We start from the raw sequence: 19,382 nt of genomic DNA, 5'->3' as shown, positions 1-19,382 counted from the left end.
AGACTTACGGCATAGGCGCAGGGCAAATGAGCCGCGTGGACAGCACCCGCATTGCTGCGCGTAAAGCCCAAGATGGTGGTTTTGATTTGAACGGCGCGTGTGCCGCTTCGGACGCATTTTTCCCATTCCGCGATGGCGTGGACGTGATTGCCGAACAAGGCATTAAAGCCGTGATTCACCCAGCAGGTTCGGTGCGCGATGAAGAAGTATTCGCAGCAGCAGACGAGCATGGCATGGCGATGGTGGTAACGGGTGTGCGCCATTTCCGTCATTAACATAATTGACGTTAAATCAATTACAAGGCTGCCTGAAAATCATTTATTCGTGTATTTTCAGGCAGCCTGTTATTAAGTTTAAATTATCAATCAGTTCATTCACATAAGTATCATGGCTGCCTGAAAAACCATTTGGCGAACAATATATAATGAAACATATTCCTCATACTTTACCCATTATAGACGGGATTAAACCCAGTTATTTGGTTTTGCCACACGAAAAACAATGGCAAAATAAACCATTATTGGATTTTTTGTGTGCCCAATTTCCATTTGTGAATAAACAGGCTTGGCGTTTGCGTTTGAACAGCGGTATGGTGTTTGACGCCAATGGGGAAGCTTTGAATGAATATGTTTTATTTCAGGCAGGCAAAACGATTTTTTATTATCGGGCAATCAGCCGCAATAAAGAACCACGCATCCCTTTTGATGAGCAAATTTTATGGCTTGATGAGCATTTGATTGTGGTAGATAAACCTCATTTTTTGCCCGTGATTCCCAGTGGCCGTTTTTTACGGGAAACACTTTTAAGCCGATTGCGAGTACACCCTGATTTACAACATTTGAATGTTGGCGACATCACACCCATACATCGTTTGGATAAAGATACAGCAGGCGTAATGTTGTTTTCACACAATCCTGCTTCGCGTGCAGCTTATCAAAACTTATTTCAGAATAGAGCTGTAAAGAAAATTTATCATGCGATTGCACCCAAGCGTGATGATTTATCCTATCCCATTCAAGTGCAATCACGCATGGTTAGAGGCGCAGATTTTTTTCTAACTCAAGAAGTGGACGGTACACCGAATGCTTTTACCCAAATTGATTTGTTGGCATATCGTGGTGAAAACGGTTTGTATGAATTGCGCCCATTAACGGGTAAAAAACATCAGTTGCGTGTACACATGTCACGTTTGGGTATGCCGATTTTACACGATATGTTGTACCCCAAAGTACTGCCTGTTGATACAGAAGATTATGCGCGTCCTTTAAAATTACTGGCAAAAGAAATCGGGTTTTGTGACCCATTCAGTCAAACATGGCGCAGTTTTTCCAGTTTACAGCAGCTCTAAAATGTTTTCAGGTAGCCTGAATGGTTTAAGGTTTAAGGCTGCCTAAAATGGTTGTTCGTTACATAAATTGGCGCATTAAACTACTTGCTAATTGTGAGAATTGGCGGTATTTTTCTGTTTGACCGATTTTTTCACTTTGTAAAGAAATTTCAATTAAAATGCCTACTTTATTGCCATAAAGTACAATGTTTTCAATCTGAAACTCACTTCTTCCCTCGTTATTTTTTACCGCACTAATGAAAGCCTGTATCATTTCGCCGGAAGCCACATTTTGTAGGATAATGCTTTTTTTAATATGTGGTGGTAAAACAGCATTTACATAATGAAAGGGATTGGTTTGTGCATCAGAAACGCCTAGAAAACTGTAAATGAAAATTTGGTGTTCCAATTTGGGATTATTTTTCAAATACAGCATCAATAACAATTGACGCAAATCCATATTGTTTTTTTCATTACTCATTACCATTTCTTCCTTATTTCTCTATAGGGATTGAATCGGAATGATTTTATTGGTGGCGCGTTTTTTGCCGCCTTCGCCATAATTGGTTTCAACGTATTCTTGCACAATCGCCAAAAATTCCTGCGCCATATTGTCGCCTTTTAGGGTAACTTTGCGCTCGCCGTCCACATACACAGGCGCAACAGGCGTTTCGCCCGTACCTGGGAGTGAAATGCCGATGTCCGCCAATTTGCTTTCGCCCGGACCATTGACCACACAGCCCATCACCGCCACATTCAAACTTTCCACCCCAGGATATTGCCAACGCCACACCGACATTTGTTCACGCAAATAATGCTGAATATCACGCGCCAATTCTTGAAAAACCGTACTCGTGGTGCGCCCACAACCAGGGCAAGCCGTAACCATGGGCGTGAACGAACGCAAACCCATGGTTTGCAAAATTTCTTGTGCCACAATCACTTCTTGCGTGCGTGAAGAATTGGGTTCGGGAGTCAAAGAAATGCGAATCGTGTCGCCAATGCCCTCTTGCAACAAAACCGACAAAGCGGCGGTGGACGCAACTATCCCCTTGCTGCCCATGCCCGCCTCGGTCAAACCCAAATGCAAAGGATAGGCGCAACGCGAACCCAAATCGCGGTAAACCTGAATCAAATCTTGCACATTGGATACTTTGCACGACAAAATGATTTTGTTTTCAGGCAACCCCAAATCCACCGCTTTTTGTGCCGATTCCAAAGCGGAAACAATCAAGGCTTCTTTCATCACCGCTTCGGGCGATTGTGGTTGGGCAGATGCCAAATTCGCGTCCATCATTTTTTTGGCAAGGCTTTGGTCTAAACTGCCCCAGTTCACGCCAATGCGGACGGCTTTATCGTGTTCGGCGGCGGTGCGTATCATGTAGGCAAATTTTTCATCGCCTTTCGCGCCTTTGCCCACATTGCCGGGGTTAATACGGTATTTGGACAAGGCTTTGGCGCAATCGGGAAATTCCGCCAACAGGCGTTCGCCATTGAAATGGAAATCGCCCACCAAAGGCGTGTTGCAGCCCATGTCGTTCAAACGGCTGCGGATTTCTGCCACTTTGGACGCGGCTTCGGGCGAATTAACCGTAATGCGCACCATTTCCGAGCCAGCGTCAGACAATTCTTTGACTTGTTGGGCGGTGCCTGCTGCGTCTGCGGTGTCGGTGTTGGTCATGGATTGCACCACCACAGGGGCTTGCGAACCGACTGTTAAATGGTCAATTTGAACTTGATGTGTGGAACGACGTGTGATACTTGGCATGTGTTTCAGGAATATGTTTGATGTTGTGGAATGTGTTTCAGGCAGCTTCAATGTTCAAGCTGCCTGAAAAGGTTATTGTATGTCAGACGCATTTTTTTTCATTGGTGTATTAACATCGCCTGCAGTAAAGACAGCTGTTTTTCCGCCTTTACGTACCTCATCCAAATTGATTTCTTTGCCATCAAAACGCACATTTGAGCCAATCGCATAGCCCAAGCGTACTTCAAATGGTGCACCATCGGCAAAACGATGCTCACTGCGTGCTGGCACAATTTGATTCATCAATACTTCACCTTTGGCATTGGTAATAGTCAGCATGGTACGGTAGCGGGTTTGGACAATCAGTTCACCTGCAATATTTGATTCAGAGGCTGCCTGAACCTGGGATTGTGATGTTGATGCAGCTATGTTTTCCATAGGCTTAACAATGAAATTGCCATTGTTAAAATTAGAAGCAGATGATGCATTTATGGGTGAGCTGGCAGGCATTATACTGTTTTCTGCTTCTTGTTTGGCGTGTTCAATTTGAGATTTATTTTGCCAAGCATAAACACCATAACCAATGCCAATTGCTGCCAATACTCCAAAAATCCATGTCGGAAAAGGCTTGGGGGCTTTGCGTTCGCTGTATTGCTGGGTTGTTGAGCTACTTGAAACTCGATGTGTTTTGGTAGGTGGCGAAAAATGTGTCAGATAAGCATTTAAATCGGCTTCGGGCATATCCAGAAAGCGACCGTAACTGCGTAAAAAACCGCGAATGAAAACGGGTTCTGGCAAAAGTTCATAATCCCCTTTTTCCAATGCTTCAATTTGACGAGCGGGCAGTTTTAAGCGTTCTGATACTTCGCCTATGGACAAGCCTTTTTGTTCACGATGTTGGCGCAGTTGTAAGCCGAATGTTGTGGCATTGGGTGTGGTGTTTGGCGTTTCTGTGTGGCTCATTCTGTATTACCTGTATTGATAGAGAGCGTTTCTTCTGAATAGGGGAAATTGGTACGCAACTGTGCTTCATATTCATAAGCAGCTTGATTGTTACCCTGTGCGCGTGCCATTTTCCAGCCCAATAGCAAATCATCAGGCGACAAAGCTGGTACACGACTTTGGTAAATGCGGAATAATTTATCAGCCTCTGTTAGTTTACCCATTTGAAATTGAACGCGTGCACGTTCTTTATACACCGCTACGGCATCGGGATTTAAACCCAAAGCACGTTCAAAATAACTGTCTGCCATTTGAACTTGCCCTGCTTTAGCGGAGCATATACCTTTATTCATATAGGCAATTTCGGGGCTTGGGTAAGTTGGGTCAGCTAAAGCACGGTCAAAATAAGTAATGGATTGAGCCGCTTGATGTTGAACTGAACAAAGATACCAACCATAATTATTGTTAATTTCAGCACCATTTGGCGAAATAGATAAAGCGCGTTTGAAACTTTCTTCTGCTTTGTCATAAGTTTTTAAAAATTGGTAAATTTGGGCACGAACTAACCAAGCCATATCGTAACGACTGTCTGTTTTAATGGCTTCTTCAATGGTAGCCACGGCGGAACGATAGTCGCGTGCATTCATGTATTCAATCGCCAACTGGGTTTTGATGCGTACGGCTTCTTCTTTACGTTCGCTGCTGCTTCGTTCTTTAAATTTCGTGATGTTGATGCCTGTTCCTTCGCTGACACAGGCAGTTAAGAAAAGAAGAATTAGGCTGCCTGAAAGCCATTTGTGCCAAACTGATTTTAGAATCATGGTTGCTTCTCCAAATAAATTTGTTGCCATTTGGCTTGACGCTTGGTTTTGTCCTGAACTTGCCCTGCTAATTGTCCGCAGGCTGCGTCAATGTCATCGCCGCGCGTTTTGCGTACGGTGGTAACAATGTCTGCTTCCATTAAAATATCTTTGAAAATATTGATGTTTTTATTGGTTGAGCGTTCATAACCCGAATTGGGAAAGGGGTTGAACGGAATCAAATTGAATTTGCACGGCGTGTCTTTGACCAAATCAATCAATTCACGCGCGTGTTCGGGTTTGTCGTTCACGCCGTCCAACATCACATATTCAAAGGTAACGAAATCGCGTGGGGCTTTTGCCAAATAGCGGTTGCAGGCTGCCATCAATTCTTTGAGCGGATATTTTTTGTTGAGCGGAATAATCTCATCGCGCACTTTATCATTGCTGGCGTGCAACGATACCGCCAATGCCACGGGCATGTCTTCTTTCAATCTGTCCATTTGCGGCACCATGCCCGATGTGGAAACGGTAACGCGGCGGCGCGACAAGCCATAGCCATGGTCGTCCAGCATAATGGAAAGGGCGGTAACGACATTGTCGTAATTGGCAAGCGGTTCGCCCATGCCCATCATGACCACATTGGAAATCACGCGCTCATTTTTGGGGGTAACGCCCAAAGCCTTGTTTGCCCACCACAGTTGTCCAATGATTTCTGCTGCCGATAAATTGCGATTGAAACCTTGTCGCCCCGTGCTGCAAAAGGTGCATTCCAAAGCGCAGCCCACTTGTGATGAAATGCACAAAGTGCCGCGTTCGGTTTCGGGAATGAACACGGTTTCCACGCCATTGCCTGTGCCAACGTCCAACAGCCATTTGCGTGTGCCGTCTTTGGATTCTTGCGCCGCCATCAAATCGGGAATGCCAACAACGGCTTGTTGCTCCAATTTGGCGCGAAGTGATTTTGCCAAATCGGTCATTTGTTCAAAATTTTCTGCTCCACTTTGGTGTATCCAGCGCATGACTTGCTTGGCGCGAAAGGGTTTTTCGCCCATTTGCGCGAAATGGTCGGTAAGCTGGGAAAGGTTGTAATTCAATAAATTAGTTTTCATGGTTTGTGTGCATTATCAGGCTGCCTGAAACTTTTCAGGCAGCCTGTCTGTGTTACCAATATTTCTCTGGTACAGTTATCGTATGTGCCATTGACTTTGATTTTTTCTAAACCCTCATTCTAAGTTGTTTTTGCAATTCAGTATTGCCTTTTTAACAGCAAAAACATAATTTTGTGCAGGTAAATTGGGGTTTTGAATCAGTTTAACAAAGCAATTATTTTACCATGTAACGAGGTGAAATCAGGTGCATTACCCAACTCATCTTTAACTATCATGGTATAACGGTATTCATAATGTGCTTGAGAAAAATCCATGATTTTAGCACACTCTTCGGTATACGTTTGATTTTCATTGTTTACCAATTGTTTGTTTCCTCTTGATTGCAAGCTGTTAATAGCATCATGCCAACGCATGCAAGCATTTTTGCATTCATGATTTTTCTCCTTGAAGTAATGATATTTTAAAAAGTATTTGATTTTATTATGGTTTGTTATTTTTTAATAATATCAAAACCTGTATTCAGCATCATTAAAGAGCAAGCTGTTAATCTTACGAATACAGGTTTTGAGCTTAAAGGGCTAATAATAATTAGTTTGATAATTGATTTGGGATAAATCTTCTTAAGGAACCAATTTCATACCTAAATGATTGTTAACCCATCAGAAAAGATTACTCTATTTCTTGACACCATTTTATTGCTTTTATTTTAAATTTATTTGGTTAGTTAGTAGGTATTGGGGCATTGGGCCAATATTTTTTATACAAATTATTATATGTGCCATCAGCGCGTACTTTTTCCAAACCTTGATTGATTTGTTCCAGTAATTCAGTATTGCCTTTATTTACCGCCCAACCATATTGAGATGAGCCGTAACTAGAATCATACAAAATATGGAATTTATTTTCAGGGTATTTAGCTTGATAGTATTCCAATGTAGTGCTGGCACCTGTCATCGCATCACTTTCCTTTTGCGCCAAGCTTTTTAATTGCTCCCATGCTGTTTGCATATAGATGATGTTGCTGCCATCGCCAGCCGAAAACACAGGTACCAATTTTTCATAAACGGTATTGGAACGAATGGTAACGCGTTTACCATTTAAATCGGAAAATTGTTTGGCTTCTGCCAATTCGGGTTGAACCATTAAACCTGTTTGATAAGTTACCACAGGATTGGAGAAATCCATTTTTTGTTTGCGCTCTTCTGTAATGGTAATTTGACCGATGATTAAATCTGTATCATTTTTTGCCAAACGTTCCAATAATCGTTCCCAAGTTTCAGGATTGTATTCAATCGCAAAGCCTTGTTTTTCTGCAATGGCTTGAAGCAAATCCCATTCAAATCCTTTATCGGGATTGTCTACCCCCATCATAATCATCGGTGGTTTACTGATTTCACTGCCAACACGATAGGTTTTTTGTGCTTTGCTTGCAGCTGAAGGTGTAGATGCAGCAGGTGCAGAAGATTCAGCTGCCTTATCGCCACATGCTGCCAACATGACTGCACCCAATACCACCATTAGGTAAGTTCGTTTCATCATTTTCAAATAGTTCTCTTTAAAATTACGTTGTTATGGAAAATATTTTACCGCAAAGCACAATGAATTGTGCATTTGCGGTAAAACATCATCAGCCACGCGTACGATTGCACAATTCTTCAGCTTTGAAAAAATAGTCAATTTCAATTTTGGCGTTTTCCAAGCTGTCTGAACCATGAACAGCGTTTTCATCAATGGATTGCGCAAAATCGGCACGGATTGTACCCGCAACCGCATCTTTAGGATTGGTCGCGCCCATGATTTCGCGGTTTTTGGCAACCGCATTTTCGCCTTCTAAAACCTGAATCATCACAGGACCGCTAATCATAAAAGAAACCAAATCGTTAAAGAAAGGGCGTTCTTTATGAACTGCGTAGAAACCTTCGGCCTCTTCGCGACTTAATTGTTTCATTTTGGCCGCAACGATTTTCAAACCATTGCTTTCAAAACGGTCGTAAATTTTACCGATAACATTTTTACCAACTGCATCGGGCTTTACAATGGAAATGGTGCGTTCAATCGCCATTTTTTATCCTCATTCAAAATCATGATTATTCGGGTTCAGGCTGCCTGAAACAGGATATGGGCAGAACTGAAAGAACATTTTTCCTTGCAGAAAAATGCCAAACATTTTAACAAAGTTTTTTCTACTCAAACAGTAGGAGCTATTGACAATTTAAAAAACTTTTTGATTTTGATGACATACATCAAAATAGTGCTGCCTGAAAATCAGGCTGTACCCAAAAACAATTTGTATGCTGCATTTTCAGTTTGTTCTTCATAGGGATAATCCAGCTCATCTAAAAAGTGGGCAAAGGCTTGGGAATCATGAGGTGGTACATCAATACCCACTAAAATGCGTCCGTAATCTGCTCCATGATTGCGGTAATGAAACAAACTGATGTTCCAATCCGATTGCATGGCGTTGAGAAAACGTGCCAACGCACCTGGTCGTTCAGGAAATTCAAAGCTAAATAAGCGTTCGTTTTGTACTTTATGCGTGCGACCGCCAACCATGTAACGCAAATGTACTTTTGCCATTTCATCGTTACTCAAATCAATATTGGGCAATGATGCGGCTGCCAATTCACGACTGATTTCAGCGTTGTCTGCCGCCCCCGATGTTTGTATACCAACAAAAATGTGTGCGGTTTCTTCATCACCATATCGGTAGTTAAATTCTGTGATGTTGCGCGATGCCATCACATTAATGAAATGGCGAAAACTGCCTGGTTTTTCAGGAATGGAAACCGCAAAAATGGCTTCATTACCCTCACCCAATTCACTGCGTTCGGAAACGTGGCGCAAGCGGTGAAAATTCATGTTTGCACCTGATGTAACCGCAATTAAGGTTTCATCTGATAAACGGTTACGCGCTGCATAGCTTTTTAAACCCGCTAATGCCAATGCACCTGATGGCTCACAAATGCTGCGCGTGTCATCAAAAATGTCTTTGAGTGCGCTGCACACGGCATCGGTATCTACAGTAATGATGTCGTCCAATAAGTCTCGGCACATACGGAAAGTTTCGTCCCCTACCAATTTGACGGCTGTACCGTCTGTAAACAAACCCACATCTTTTAAGGTAACGCGTTCACCTGCTGCGATGGATACTTTCATAGCGCAACTGTCATTGGTTTGTACGCCAATTACTTTGATTTCAGGGCGAATTTGTTTAATGAATGCTGCCACACCAGCAGCCAAACCGCCACCGCCAATCGCCACAAAAATGGCATATATGGGTTTGGTATGTTGGCGTACGATTTCCATGCCAATGGTACCTTGTCCTGCGATGACATCGGGGTCGTCAAAGGGCGGAATATAAGTTAAACCACTTTGAGCGGCGAGTTTCATGGCGTGGTCGTAAGCATCATTGTAAGAAACACCTGCCAAAACCACTTTACTGCCGCGTGCTTTCACGGCATCAATTTTGATTTGCGGTGTGGTTTCGGGCATCACAATCGTGGCTTCACAGCCCAGTTTTTGTGCCGATAACGCTACGCCTTGTGCGTGATTACCTGCGCTGGCAGCAATCACACCTTTTTTTAAGGCACTTTCAGGCAGTTTTGCCATTTTGTTGTATGCACCGCGAATTTTGAATGAAAAAACGGGTTGCAAGTCTTCACGTTTGAGGTAAATTTTGTTGTTTAAACGGCGTGAAAGATTGGCGGCAAAATCTAAAGGAGTCTCAATGGCTGCATCGTAAACCGATGCGGTAAGAATGCGCGTCAAATAATCGCGGTAGTGATGTACATTTTCGGTATTCATAATGGATTGATGTTCAGGCTGCCTGAAATGACAAAAAGCGTAACCTTAAACCTTTCAGACAACTGTGGCAAGAATTTATGGTCGCAGAATTGAAAAAGCACTAGGTGTTATTGACAGCAAAGCGGTATCGTTTCGTGGTTGTTTTTGCGTTTAATTACCCATTTTGCGTTAAAAATCTGTGCCAACATAACGATTTAGCTTGCATTTTAGCTTTGCAAGTCCGCTCCCATTTATATCTTAAACCAACTTCACGCTCAACACCGCTTTGCAGTCATATAGCCTCTACCACGTTGTCAACAACTTTATGTACTACTTCCTGTAAACGGCTGGCATTGTCGTCTGATACTGCTTTTCACTGTATCTGGAATACATGTTTCAGGCTACCTGAAAACCCTGTTATGAGCTTAACCATTTGGGTTTACATTTCTTGTGTATCCACATCAATGTGCCAACGAATACGTGATTCACGGTTTTGAATCAAGGCTTGTTGCCATAAAGATAAAGCACGGTGTAAATCTTTGCGGTTGCGACTTTCTAAAAACAGTTGTGCACGCTCACGTTCTGCCAAACGCGCCATGCTCATGGGCAAAGCACCCATTTGTACCACGTTCTCAGGCAGCATGGGACTGACTGCATTTTTAATGTCATTCAAAAATGCCAATGCTTCTACCATTTGTGGTGCATCGGCGCGTATGGCTGCCTGAAAACCAAAAGGCGGCAAGGCAAAGGGAGCGCGTTCTCCCAAACTTTCGGCCGCAAAACGGGCATAATCTTGCGCTTGTACGGCAGCAAACAGAGGGTGTTCAGGCAGCCTTGTTTGTATCCATACTTCACCTGTCTGATTGGCACGCCCTGCCCTACCCGAAACCTGCATCAATTCGGCAAACAGGCGTTCGGGAGCGCGAAAATCGCTGGAAAACAATGCACCATCGGCGTTTAATACCGTTACCAAGTTTAAGCGTGCAAAATCATGTCCTTTTGCCAGCATTTGTGTACCAATTAATATATCTATGCTGCCTGAATCAATTTGGGCGTATAAATCGTCCCAATCATTTTTGCGTGTGGTGCTGTCTCTGTCCACGCGGGCAATGCGTGCTTGTGGCAGCATTTTGCGTAAGGTTTCTTCAATGCGTTGTGTGCCTTCGCCCAAAGCACTCAAATCTTGATTGCCACATGATGGACAGGCACGCGCTACAGGCTGCCTGAAATCGCAATGATGACAACGCAATTCGCTTGCGCGGCGATGCAAAACCAGTTTGGCGGAGCAGTTGCGACAGGAAAATGTATGCCCACAATCGCCACAAAATAAAGCAGGTGCAAAACCACGCCGATTGAGATAAACCAGCGACAAACCACCTGCTTGCCAGTTTTTTTGCAACAATTGTTCAATTTGTGGCGCAATGCCATTGTTCAAAGTTTGTTTGCGAATGTCCAAAATGTGTATCACTGGTGGACGTGCGGCATTGTGTGCGCGTTTAGGTAGGCTCAACAAATGGTATGCGCCTGTTTGGGCTTTATGCCAACTTTCCAATGCAGGTGTAGCACTGCCCAGTACAATCGGACAATCTGCTTGTTGTGCGCGCCAAATCGCCAAATCACGAGCGTTGTAGCGCAATTCATTGTCTTGTTTGAAGGAGGTATCGTGTTCTTCATCCACCACAATCAAACCCACATTTGCCAAAGGTGTGAACACCGCCAAGCGTGTGCCAATGATTAAACGTGCTTCGCCCGTCATGGCGCGTAAATAATCACGGCTGCGTTGTGTGATGGTGGTTTGACTGTGCAAAACGGCGGTGGACAAGTTAGGAAAACGTGTTGCAATGCGGCGCAAAAGTTGAGGGGTTAAATTGATTTCAGGCAGCAAAAACAATACTTGCTTATCTTCGGTCAGTACTTTGGCGGCAATGTCAAAATACACTTCGGTTTTGCCGCTGCCTGTGATGCCATGCAACAAGAAAGTTTGAAATTGCGATACGGTTTTAACGCTATTGACCGCAATTTGCTGATTGTGATTTAAAACAAAAGGCGATAATGGTATTTCAGGCGACCTTGCGGGGGTACTTTGTACGTCCAACCACCCATTTTGTTGATATGTTTCAATCAAATCGGCTGCTTGGGCATGGATTTTTTTCAATTCCGCCAAGTTCAGGCTGCCTGAAAGCAGAGCTTGCCACAAGGCAACTTTTTTGTGAAAACGCGCTGCTGGTGGTGTTTGTGCTGCACCCAACTCATTTAAACGGTAAGACAAAGGCGGTACAGGTAAATGTATGGACTGGGCTTCTTTGAATGCTTGTGGCAACGCTGTAAATGCGGTTTGCCCAAGTGGATAATGGTAATAACGTGAAGCGAATTCAATCAAAGCAAACCAATTTTCAGGCAACTTGAAATCGTCTGCCAGTATTTCGCTGATGGGCAGGATTTTTTTGATATCAATATCGGGGGTAATGCCACTTGCCCACACTATGCCAACTTGTTTTTTGCCTACCAATGTAACAACCACACGTGTACCTATCGCTAATGTTTCATTATGGCGATAAGTGAGTAAGCCTAATGGGGTGTTTAGGGCAATGTGGTGGTAAATCATGCTGGGTTTTCCCAAATAAATGGGGCTTATTGCTGGGATAATGTGTGGATAAGTGAACAAATCATTTGATTGCTTGGTGTTTTTTTAGTTTGCTTATTTTTTAGGCAAAATAGGGTTTCAGGCTGCCTGAAAAATACACATTCATCATTTATTCATCAACAAGCGCATCAACAAATGTTTTTCATCATCGCTTAATGCTGCACCTTTTTGTTTTAAAAATTGGACTTGCTCTGCTTTTAACGACTGCACCAATTTACTTATGCCATCTTGAAACTCTTGGCACTTTGCTTCACTGTTGTCATTCAATTCATCTTTATTGTTTACGCTGATGGTGCGACGGAAAATGTGGTTTAATGTGGCAGCAAATGGCGTATCACGAAAATATTCGGTAGCGCGTGCTGCGTCCATACCTTGTTTTTGACGTAACACATCAGCCAATGCCTGCAAACAGGCAAAATCGCCTTGTGAACTCAAATAATCAGGAAAAACCACATATTGAGCCCATTCTGGATTGAGCAAAAGCGTGCGGATTTGTTTTTGCACCAAAGTGGGTATTTCAGGCTGCCTGAAACTTTCGCGTGGCAGTTTGTAATTTTTATTTTGTACATGACGTTGTGGCGAAGCTTGTCCCATTAAATGTGCCAAATTGCTTGGGTCTATACCCACTAAATCACTTAATTGTTGTTTCAATAAGAAAGATAAAGTGGGGGCACTGATTTGCGCGAGCGAGGGGGTGGCAGTTTTAACCAATTCGGCTTTACCTTCTTGGCTTTGTAAATCCACATTTTCGGTAAGTGCATCAAAAAAATAGGCAGACAATGTTTTGCTTTGATGCAACAGAATTTCTTCAAAACGTTGTTTGCCGTGTTCACGCACATAACTGTCGGGGTCGTGGTTTTCAGGCAGGAACAAAAAATGCAGGGTTTTGTCGTCTTTCAATTGTGGTAAAGCGTTTTCCAGCGCACGCCATGCGGCTTTACGTCCTGCTGTATCACCGTCAAAACAAAAATAAATGTCATCGCTTTGGCGCATCAGTAATTTAATGTGTTCAGCTGTGGTTGCTGTACCTAAAGCAGCAACGGCATAGCCTATACCAAATTGCGCCAAAGCAACCACGTCCATATAGCCCTCCACCACCAAAATCCGCCCTGCTTCTTTAACGGCAGCACGACTTTCGTATAAGCCATATAGATTTTTTCCTTTGTCAAACAAAGGGGTATCGGGCGAGTTCAAATATTTGGGTTTGGAATCGTCCAATACACGCCCACCAAAACCAATCGTTTGACCATTGGCGTTGCGAATGGGAAACATGATGCGATGACGGAAACGGTCGTATTGGCGACCTTCATTGTCCAGAACCATGCCACTTTGTATCAATTCGGCATTGGGGTAAGGTTGGAAAACTTGTGCTAATGGTGTCCAAGAATCAGGCGCATAACCGATGCCATAAGCCGCAATGATTTCTGCCGATAAGCCACGTTGTGTTAAATAAGCTTGTGCTTGGACATTAAGCGGCAGTTGCTGCCTGAAAAATGCGGTGGCAGTATCTACCGTTTGTTCCAAACTTCGCTGTTGTTGTTTGCGCCGTTCACGTTCGGCAGGGTTTTCAGGCTGCATACCTTTCACACGCGGTACGGTCATGCCTACTCTGTCAGCAAGAATTTGTACGGCTTCGGGAAACGACAAGCCTTGATGTTCCATCAAAAAACCAATCGCTGAACCGTGTGCGCCACAACCAAAGCAATGGTAAAACTGCTTGCTTGGACTAACGGAAAAAGAGGACGATTTTTCTTTGTGAAACGGGCAGCAAGCCATGTAGTTTACACCGCTTTTTTTCAGCGGCACATAAGGTTCGATGACATCAACAATGTCGGTTTTAGACAAAAGTTCGTCAATAAAATCGCGTGGTATCATGATTGAATGTTTCAGGCAGCCTGAATGGTCGGTATGGTTGTTTTTTCACAGTACGGACAATTTCATTATATGGTCATTTTTATAGTCGTTTCAAATTTAAAGAGAACAGGGTAACAACACCCGCCGTGTACACCTAGTACATAAGGGCATTGGCAACGCTGTACTATTTTAATTTGAAACGATTGTAAAATTAAAAATGATTTTTCAACAACCATACACAAGACTTGTGGTTGGCAAAGTGGAAAGTCTGTGGATAAATGCGCTAAATGGTTTGTGGTACACAAGATTTTTACTCTGCTTAAATTTTAAGCAGAGTAATTGGATTTTCAGGCAGCCTGTTGGTCATAAAGCGCACGCACACTGATGCCAATTTGAGCAATACCTTGTGCCAAAACATTTTTGTCTGCCGCAATACTCATTCGTATGCACTGATGAGCATGGGGATAATTTTCAATATCTAAACCAACAAAAAAGTTTTCACCAGGAATAATTAATACACCTTGTTCTTTCAAGATTTCATACAATTTTTGACTGGAAACAGGCAAGTCCTCAAACCACATCCATAAGAAAATCGCACCTTCTGGTTGATGAATGTGCAAAGGATAGCCATCAAATTCGTGTTGCAAACATTGCACTGCAAATTCCGCTTGTGTTTGATAGAAAGGCTGAATCACATCATCTGCCAGTTTTTTCAGACTACCATCTGCCAACATCGGCGCAACAATTGCCGCCCCAAAACGTGTGGGCGAGAGATTGATAATGGCATTTAGGCTGCTGATGGCTTGCACCACTTCTGCATTTGCCAACACAATACCTGTTCTCAATCCAGGTAAACCAATTTTGGACAAACTGAAACACAAAATCATGTTTTCATGCCATTTTAATGTGGCTGGACTGTAAATGATGTTGGGAAATGGTGCACCATAGGCATTGTCCACAATCAAAGGAATGCCATGTTTGTGTGCCAATGTGTCCAAACGTGTCATTTCCTCATCGGTCAGCACATTACCTGTTGGATTGGTGGGCCGGGAACAACAAATGGCGCCAATGCTGCCTTGTTCCCAATCAGGCAAGCTCTCCAAAGCATCAAAATCCACGCGGTATTTAAAAAAACCGTCTTTACCCTTGTGCTGCACCTGCTCAATTTTCGGGCGCACAGAAACAAAATGACTACCTTCAGTATGCACATCGGCATAACCAATGTATTCGGGCGACAAAGGCAACAAAATACGCTTGCGCCCTGTTTCAAATTCGCCACCAAATAAATTAAACAAATAGAAAAAAGCGTTTTGCGAGCCATTGGTCAACGCAATGTTTTCAGGAAGCACCTGCCAACCATATTCACGTTTGAAAAACAAAACCAATTCATCAATCAACCCCTTATCGCCTTGTGGTGTAGAATAATTGAGTGCGCTATCTAAAGCCATAGCAGCTTGATTTTCATAACTTAAAATATGTAAACGCTCACGATATGCCGCATCCACCGCTTCAATACGCGCTGGATTACCACCACCCAACATTTTGATGTCACCACCTTGTGCCAAAGCTTGTCCCAAATCGTCCATCAGTTGCAAAATACCGCTTTTTTGTGTGAATTTTTGTCCAAATTTGGAAAATCGCATGTTTATTCCTTTAATCTAATCAATGATTGTTTTTCTTATGAAAAATCGGTTTCAGGCTGCCTGAAAAGACAAAGTGATTGCGATTCATCACAACCACCAAAAAATCCGCAAACAAGTTCTTAAATCAAAATAAATACGCTGATACAACCGATTGCTAAACCATCTATATACCACAATTAAAAATGCAGCAACTGGCATACGGAAATATCAGCGTATTTTTCATTTTAACCCAAAGCCTTACGCGCCCCCGCAAACAAGCGATACCACGCGCTCAACTCATGCTCGCGCCACTCATCGGGACACCAACTCATCTGCGCGGTGCGGAACACGCGTTCGGGGTGCGGCATCATAATCGTAACGCGACCGTCCGTTGTGGTAATGCCCGCAATGCCGTTGGGCGAACCATTTGGATTTAAAGGATATTCTTGCGTAACTTGACCCCAGCCGTCCACATATTGCAGGGCGATGTTCACATCATTTGGCACAGCACCATTTGAATTTAAATGCCCAAAATCCGCTCGCCCCTCACCATGACTCACGACCACAGGCAACATCGCACCACGCATTTCACGCAAAATTAACGATGGCGAATCAGGCACTTGCACTATGCTCAAACGCGCCTCAAATTGTTCCGATTGATTGCGCTTGAATTTTGCCCAATTTTGCGCGTTGGGAATGATTTCCGCCAACACACTGACCATTTGGCAACCGTTGCACACGCCCAAAGTTAAGGTATTGGGATTGTTGAAAAATTCGGCAAACTCATCGCGCAATCTGGGGTGGAACAAAATGGATTTCGCCCAACCTTCGCCCGCGCCCAACACATCGCCATAGCTGAATCCGCCACAGGCTGCCAACATTTGCATATCGGACAATTTCACGCGATTTGCCATTAAATCAGACATATGCACATCAATCGCTTGGAAACCTGCGCGGTGGAACGCCGCCGCCATTTCCAAATGACCGTTCACGCCCTGTTCGCGCAAAATGGCGATTTTCGGTTTCAGGCTGCCTGAAATGTAGGGCGCGGCAACGTCTTCTTTCAAATCAAAGGGCAAATCGGCAAACAAACGCGCTTTTTCATCGCCAATCAAGGCAAATTCGCTGTCGGCACACGCTGGATTGTCGCGCAATTTTTGGATTTGGTAAGATGTTTCCTGCCACGCTTTTTGCAAATCCAGTAAATCAAAAACGTGATTTTCATCGCTTTCAATGCGCATTTGCGTGTGATTGGGCTCAACCGCACCGATTTGGTAAATGGTTTCGGCAAAATCGTGATTTTCAAAAAGTGCTTGAATATACTGCAAATCTTCCGCGCGAATTTGCAACACCGCGCCCAATTCTTCGTTGAACAAAATGTCCAAATCCGACACATTGTTCACGAGTTTTTCCATGGCAAAATCTTCGTTCAAATCCAACACGATGCCACAACGCCCTGCAAACGCCATTTCCGCCACCGTTGCCAACAAGCCGCCATCGGAACGGTCGTGGTATGCCAAGATTTTGTTTTCATTGATTAAAATTTGCATTAAATCAAAGAATTTTTTCAGGCTGCCTGCGTCAATATCGGGGCTTTCGCCGCCCAAATCGTTCCACACTTGGCTCAATGCCGAACCGCCCATGCGCGATTTGCCCATGCCCAAATCAATCAGCAATAACACGCTGTTTTCAATCGGTTTTAAATCGGGCGTAACGGTTTTGCGAACATCTTGCACAGGCGCAAATGCGGACACAATCAAACTCAAAGGCGAAACAACGGCTTTGTTTTCGCCATTTTCCTGCCACACGGTTTTCATGGACAGGCTGTCTTTGCCCACAGGAATGCTCACGCCAAGTGTTTGACAAAATTGGGAAACCGATTGCACGGTGCGATACAAATTCGCGTCTTCGCCCTCTACGCCACAGGCTGCCATCCAGTTGGCGGACAATTTGATGTTGCCGATGTCGCCAATGTTCACGGCGGCGATGTTGGTCATTGCCTCGCCCACGCACATTCTGCCCGAGGCGGGCGCGTCAAATAAGGCGAGTTGTGGTTTTTCGCCCATGCTCATCGCCTCGCCCTTGTGGGTTTGGAAACCCATCAGCGTTACCGCGCAATCGGCAACTGGCACTTGATATTTGCCAACCATTTGGTCGCGGTGGGTCATGCCGCCTACGGTGCGGTCGCCAATGGTAATCAGAAAATGTTTGCTGGCAACGGCTGGCAAACGCATAACGCGGTAAACACTTTCTGTTAAATCATATTGTTGTGATTGGAACGCGCGTTTTTCAGGCTGCCTGAACTTATCCGTGCGTGTGGTTTTTGGCGGTTTGCCCAACAACACATTCAAAGGCAAATCCACAGGATTGTTGCCAAACACATCATCGCGCACCTGCAAATGACCGTCATCGGTTGCCGTGCCGACTACGGCAAAGGGGCAACGTTCGCGTTCACAAATTTTTGTAAACAATTCAAGATTTTCAGGCAAAATCGCCAAAACGTAACGCTCTTGCGCCTCGTTGCACCAAATTTGCATGGGCGACAAACCGTGTTCTTCCAAAGGCACATCGCGCAATTTGAACACCGCGCCACGTCCAGCGTCATTGACCAATTCGGGGAAAGCGTTGGATAAACCGCCTGCGCCCACATCGTGTATGGAAATAATCGGATTTTTGTCCGCGCCCAGTTGCCAGCAACGGTCTATCACTTCTTGGGCGCGGCGTTCAATTTCGGGGTTGCCGCGTTGCACGGAGTTGAAATCCAAATCCGCCGCGTTGCTGCCTGTATCCACCGATGACGCTGCTCCACCGCCCAAACCGATGAGCATGCCCTTGCCGCCCAGTTGGATTAACAATGCACCTGCGGGAATTTCGTGTTTATGTGTTTGTTCGGCTTGAATATTGCCCAATCCGCCTGCAATCATAATCGGCTTGTGAAAACCGCGCACGCTGCCTGAATGCGCCATTTCAAAAGTACGGAAATAGCCCAATAAATTGGGGCGACCAAATTCATTGTTGAAAGCCGCACCGCCAATGGGCGCGTCCATCATGATGTCCAAAGGCGAGGCGATGTGGTGCGGTTTGCCGTAGGGAATTTCCCATTTTTGTTTAAAATCAGGAATGTGCAAATTGGAAACCGTGTAGCCCGTCAAACCCGCTTTGGGGCGTGAGCCGCGACCTGTTGCGCCTTCATCGCGGATTTCGCCCCCTGCACCCGTTGCCGCGCCAGCGAATGGGGCGATGGCGGTGGGGTGGTTGTGGGTTTCCACTTTCATGATGATGTGGGTGTTTTCATCATGAAATTCATAGGCTTGATGATTGGGATTGGGGTAAAAACGCGCGATGTTTGCGCCCTCAATCACCGAAGAATTGTCTTTGTAGGCAACGATGGTGCCGTTGGGCGATTTTTCGTGGGTGTCGCGTATCATGCGGAACAGCGATTTTTCTTGTTTTTCGCCATCTAACACAAAGTCGGCATTGAAAATTTTGTGGCGGCAATGCTCGGAATTGGCTTGCGCGAACATCATCAATTCCACATCGGTGGGGTTGCG

At 44.4% G+C, this 19,382-nt stretch carries 14 protein-coding genes and 1 pseudogene; 2 read left to right on the top strand and 13 right to left on the bottom strand.

Annotation, left to right across the window (positions count from 1 at the left end):
- Nucleotides 1-275: pseudogene (gene purH, locus Q4B82_RS06685) on the top strand (bifunctional phosphoribosylaminoimidazolecarboxamide formyltransferase/IMP cyclohydrolase); the annotation flags it as partial.
- 149 nt (nt 276-424) lie between these two features.
- Nucleotides 425-1,348 carry a pseudouridine synthase gene (locus Q4B82_RS06680; RefSeq protein WP_303065663.1) on the top strand — a complete coding sequence of 308 codons (924 nt, stop codon included), beginning with the start codon at nt 425-427 and terminating at the stop codon, nt 1,346-1,348.
- Nucleotides 1,349-1,406: 58 nt separating this feature from the next.
- Here the strand turns inward: Q4B82_RS06680 and Q4B82_RS06675 are convergent, their stop codons facing one another.
- The 13 genes from Q4B82_RS06675 to purL all read right to left on the bottom strand — a co-directional run.
- Nucleotides 1,407-1,808, bottom strand: coding sequence for a hypothetical protein (locus Q4B82_RS06675; protein WP_303065662.1), 402 nt, complete (start codon nt 1,806-1,808; stop codon nt 1,407-1,409).
- 21 nt (nt 1,809-1,829) lie between these two features.
- The gene (gene ispG / locus Q4B82_RS06670) at nt 1,830-3,095 is read right to left on the bottom strand and encodes a flavodoxin-dependent (E)-4-hydroxy-3-methylbut-2-enyl-diphosphate synthase (RefSeq protein ID WP_303065661.1); all 1,266 of its coding nucleotides are present in this window, start codon (nt 3,093-3,095) and stop codon (nt 1,830-1,832) included.
- A 72-nt stretch (nt 3,096-3,167) separates the two neighbouring features.
- Nucleotides 3,168-4,037: a helix-turn-helix domain-containing protein gene (locus Q4B82_RS06665; protein WP_303065660.1), complete on the bottom strand. Its 870-nt coding sequence runs from the start codon at nt 4,035-4,037 to the stop codon at nt 3,168-3,170.
- A complete protein-coding gene (pilW, locus tag Q4B82_RS06660; RefSeq protein ID WP_303065659.1) occupies nt 4,034-4,837 on the bottom strand; it encodes a type IV pilus biogenesis/stability protein PilW in 804 nt (267 codons plus the stop codon). Before pilW ends, Q4B82_RS06665 begins: the two co-directional genes overlap by 4 nt.
- Nucleotides 4,834-5,928, bottom strand: coding sequence for a 23S rRNA (adenine(2503)-C(2))-methyltransferase RlmN (gene rlmN, locus Q4B82_RS06655; RefSeq protein WP_303065658.1), 1,095 nt, complete (start codon nt 5,926-5,928; stop codon nt 4,834-4,836). Before rlmN ends, pilW begins: the two co-directional genes overlap by 4 nt.
- A 197-nt stretch (nt 5,929-6,125) precedes the next feature.
- Nucleotides 6,126-6,341 (bottom strand): hypothetical protein, encoded by a 216-nt coding sequence (locus Q4B82_RS06650; protein ID WP_303065657.1) that lies wholly within the window; start codon nt 6,339-6,341, stop codon nt 6,126-6,128.
- A gap of 307 nt (nt 6,342-6,648) precedes the next feature.
- The gene (locus Q4B82_RS06645) at nt 6,649-7,467 is read right to left on the bottom strand and encodes an ABC transporter substrate-binding protein (RefSeq protein ID WP_303065656.1); all 819 of its coding nucleotides are present in this window, start codon (nt 7,465-7,467) and stop codon (nt 6,649-6,651) included.
- An 88-nt stretch (nt 7,468-7,555) separates the two neighbouring features.
- Entirely contained in the window at nt 7,556-7,990 is a 435-nt protein-coding gene (gene ndk, locus Q4B82_RS06640) for a nucleoside-diphosphate kinase (RefSeq protein ID WP_303065655.1), read from the bottom strand.
- A 203-nt stretch (nt 7,991-8,193) separates the two neighbouring features.
- Nucleotides 8,194-9,732, bottom strand: coding sequence for a threonine ammonia-lyase, biosynthetic (gene ilvA, locus Q4B82_RS06635; protein ID WP_303065654.1), 1,539 nt, complete (start codon nt 9,730-9,732; stop codon nt 8,194-8,196).
- A 418-nt stretch (nt 9,733-10,150) separates the two neighbouring features.
- Nucleotides 10,151-12,316 (bottom strand): primosomal protein N', encoded by a 2,166-nt coding sequence (locus Q4B82_RS06630; protein ID WP_303065653.1) that lies wholly within the window; start codon nt 12,314-12,316, stop codon nt 10,151-10,153.
- Nucleotides 12,317-12,460: 144 nt separating this feature from the next.
- Nucleotides 12,461-14,230 carry a DNA primase gene (gene dnaG / locus Q4B82_RS06625; RefSeq protein WP_303065652.1) on the bottom strand — a complete coding sequence of 590 codons (1,770 nt, stop codon included), beginning with the start codon at nt 14,228-14,230 and terminating at the stop codon, nt 12,461-12,463.
- Between the two features lie 326 nt (nt 14,231-14,556).
- Complete coding sequence (locus Q4B82_RS06620; protein ID WP_303065651.1) at nt 14,557-15,852, bottom strand: valine--pyruvate transaminase; 1,296 nt, start codon at nt 15,850-15,852, stop codon at nt 14,557-14,559.
- 224 nt (nt 15,853-16,076) lie between these two features.
- Nucleotides 16,077-19,382, bottom strand: a 3,306-nt coding sequence (gene purL, locus Q4B82_RS06615) for a phosphoribosylformylglycinamidine synthase (RefSeq protein WP_303065650.1), incomplete at its 5' end; no start/stop codon positions are given.

The organism is Alysiella sp., from assembly GCF_030525755.1.
In the GTDB taxonomy this organism is placed as follows: domain Bacteria; phylum Pseudomonadota; class Gammaproteobacteria; order Burkholderiales; family Neisseriaceae; genus Simonsiella.
Note: the sequence above shows the minus strand (reverse complement) of the source record. Positions and strands in the feature narration are given on the sequence as shown.

Bases quoted from the DNA above. Each gene is read 5' to 3' on its own strand.
- Q4B82_RS06680 (WP_303065663.1), top strand. From the start codon at position 425: ATGAAACATATTCCTCATACTTTACCCATTATAGACGGGATTAAACCC.
- Q4B82_RS06675 (WP_303065662.1), bottom strand. From the start codon at position 1,808: ATGAGTAATGAAAAAAACAATATGGATTTGCGTCAATTGTTATTGATG.
- ispG (WP_303065661.1), bottom strand. From the start codon at position 3,095: ATGCCAAGTATCACACGTCGTTCCACACATCAAGTTCAAATTGACCAT.
- Q4B82_RS06665 (WP_303065660.1), bottom strand. From the start codon at position 4,037: ATGAGCCACACAGAAACGCCAAACACCACACCCAATGCCACAACATTC.
- pilW (WP_303065659.1), bottom strand. From the start codon at position 4,837: ATGATTCTAAAATCAGTTTGGCACAAATGGCTTTCAGGCAGCCTAATT.
- rlmN (WP_303065658.1), bottom strand. From the start codon at position 5,928: ATGAAAACTAATTTATTGAATTACAACCTTTCCCAGCTTACCGACCAT.
- Q4B82_RS06650 (WP_303065657.1), bottom strand. From the start codon at position 6,341: ATGCGTTGGCATGATGCTATTAACAGCTTGCAATCAAGAGGAAACAAA.
- Q4B82_RS06645 (WP_303065656.1), bottom strand. From the start codon at position 7,467: ATGATGAAACGAACTTACCTAATGGTGGTATTGGGTGCAGTCATGTTG.
- ndk (WP_303065655.1), bottom strand. From the start codon at position 7,990: ATGGCGATTGAACGCACCATTTCCATTGTAAAGCCCGATGCAGTTGGT.
- ilvA (WP_303065654.1), bottom strand. From the start codon at position 9,732: ATGAATACCGAAAATGTACATCACTACCGCGATTATTTGACGCGCATT.
- Q4B82_RS06630 (WP_303065653.1), bottom strand. From the start codon at position 12,316: ATGATTTACCACCACATTGCCCTAAACACCCCATTAGGCTTACTCACT.
- dnaG (WP_303065652.1), bottom strand. From the start codon at position 14,230: ATGATACCACGCGATTTTATTGACGAACTTTTGTCTAAAACCGACATT.
- Q4B82_RS06620 (WP_303065651.1), bottom strand. From the start codon at position 15,852: ATGCGATTTTCCAAATTTGGACAAAAATTCACACAAAAAAGCGGTATT.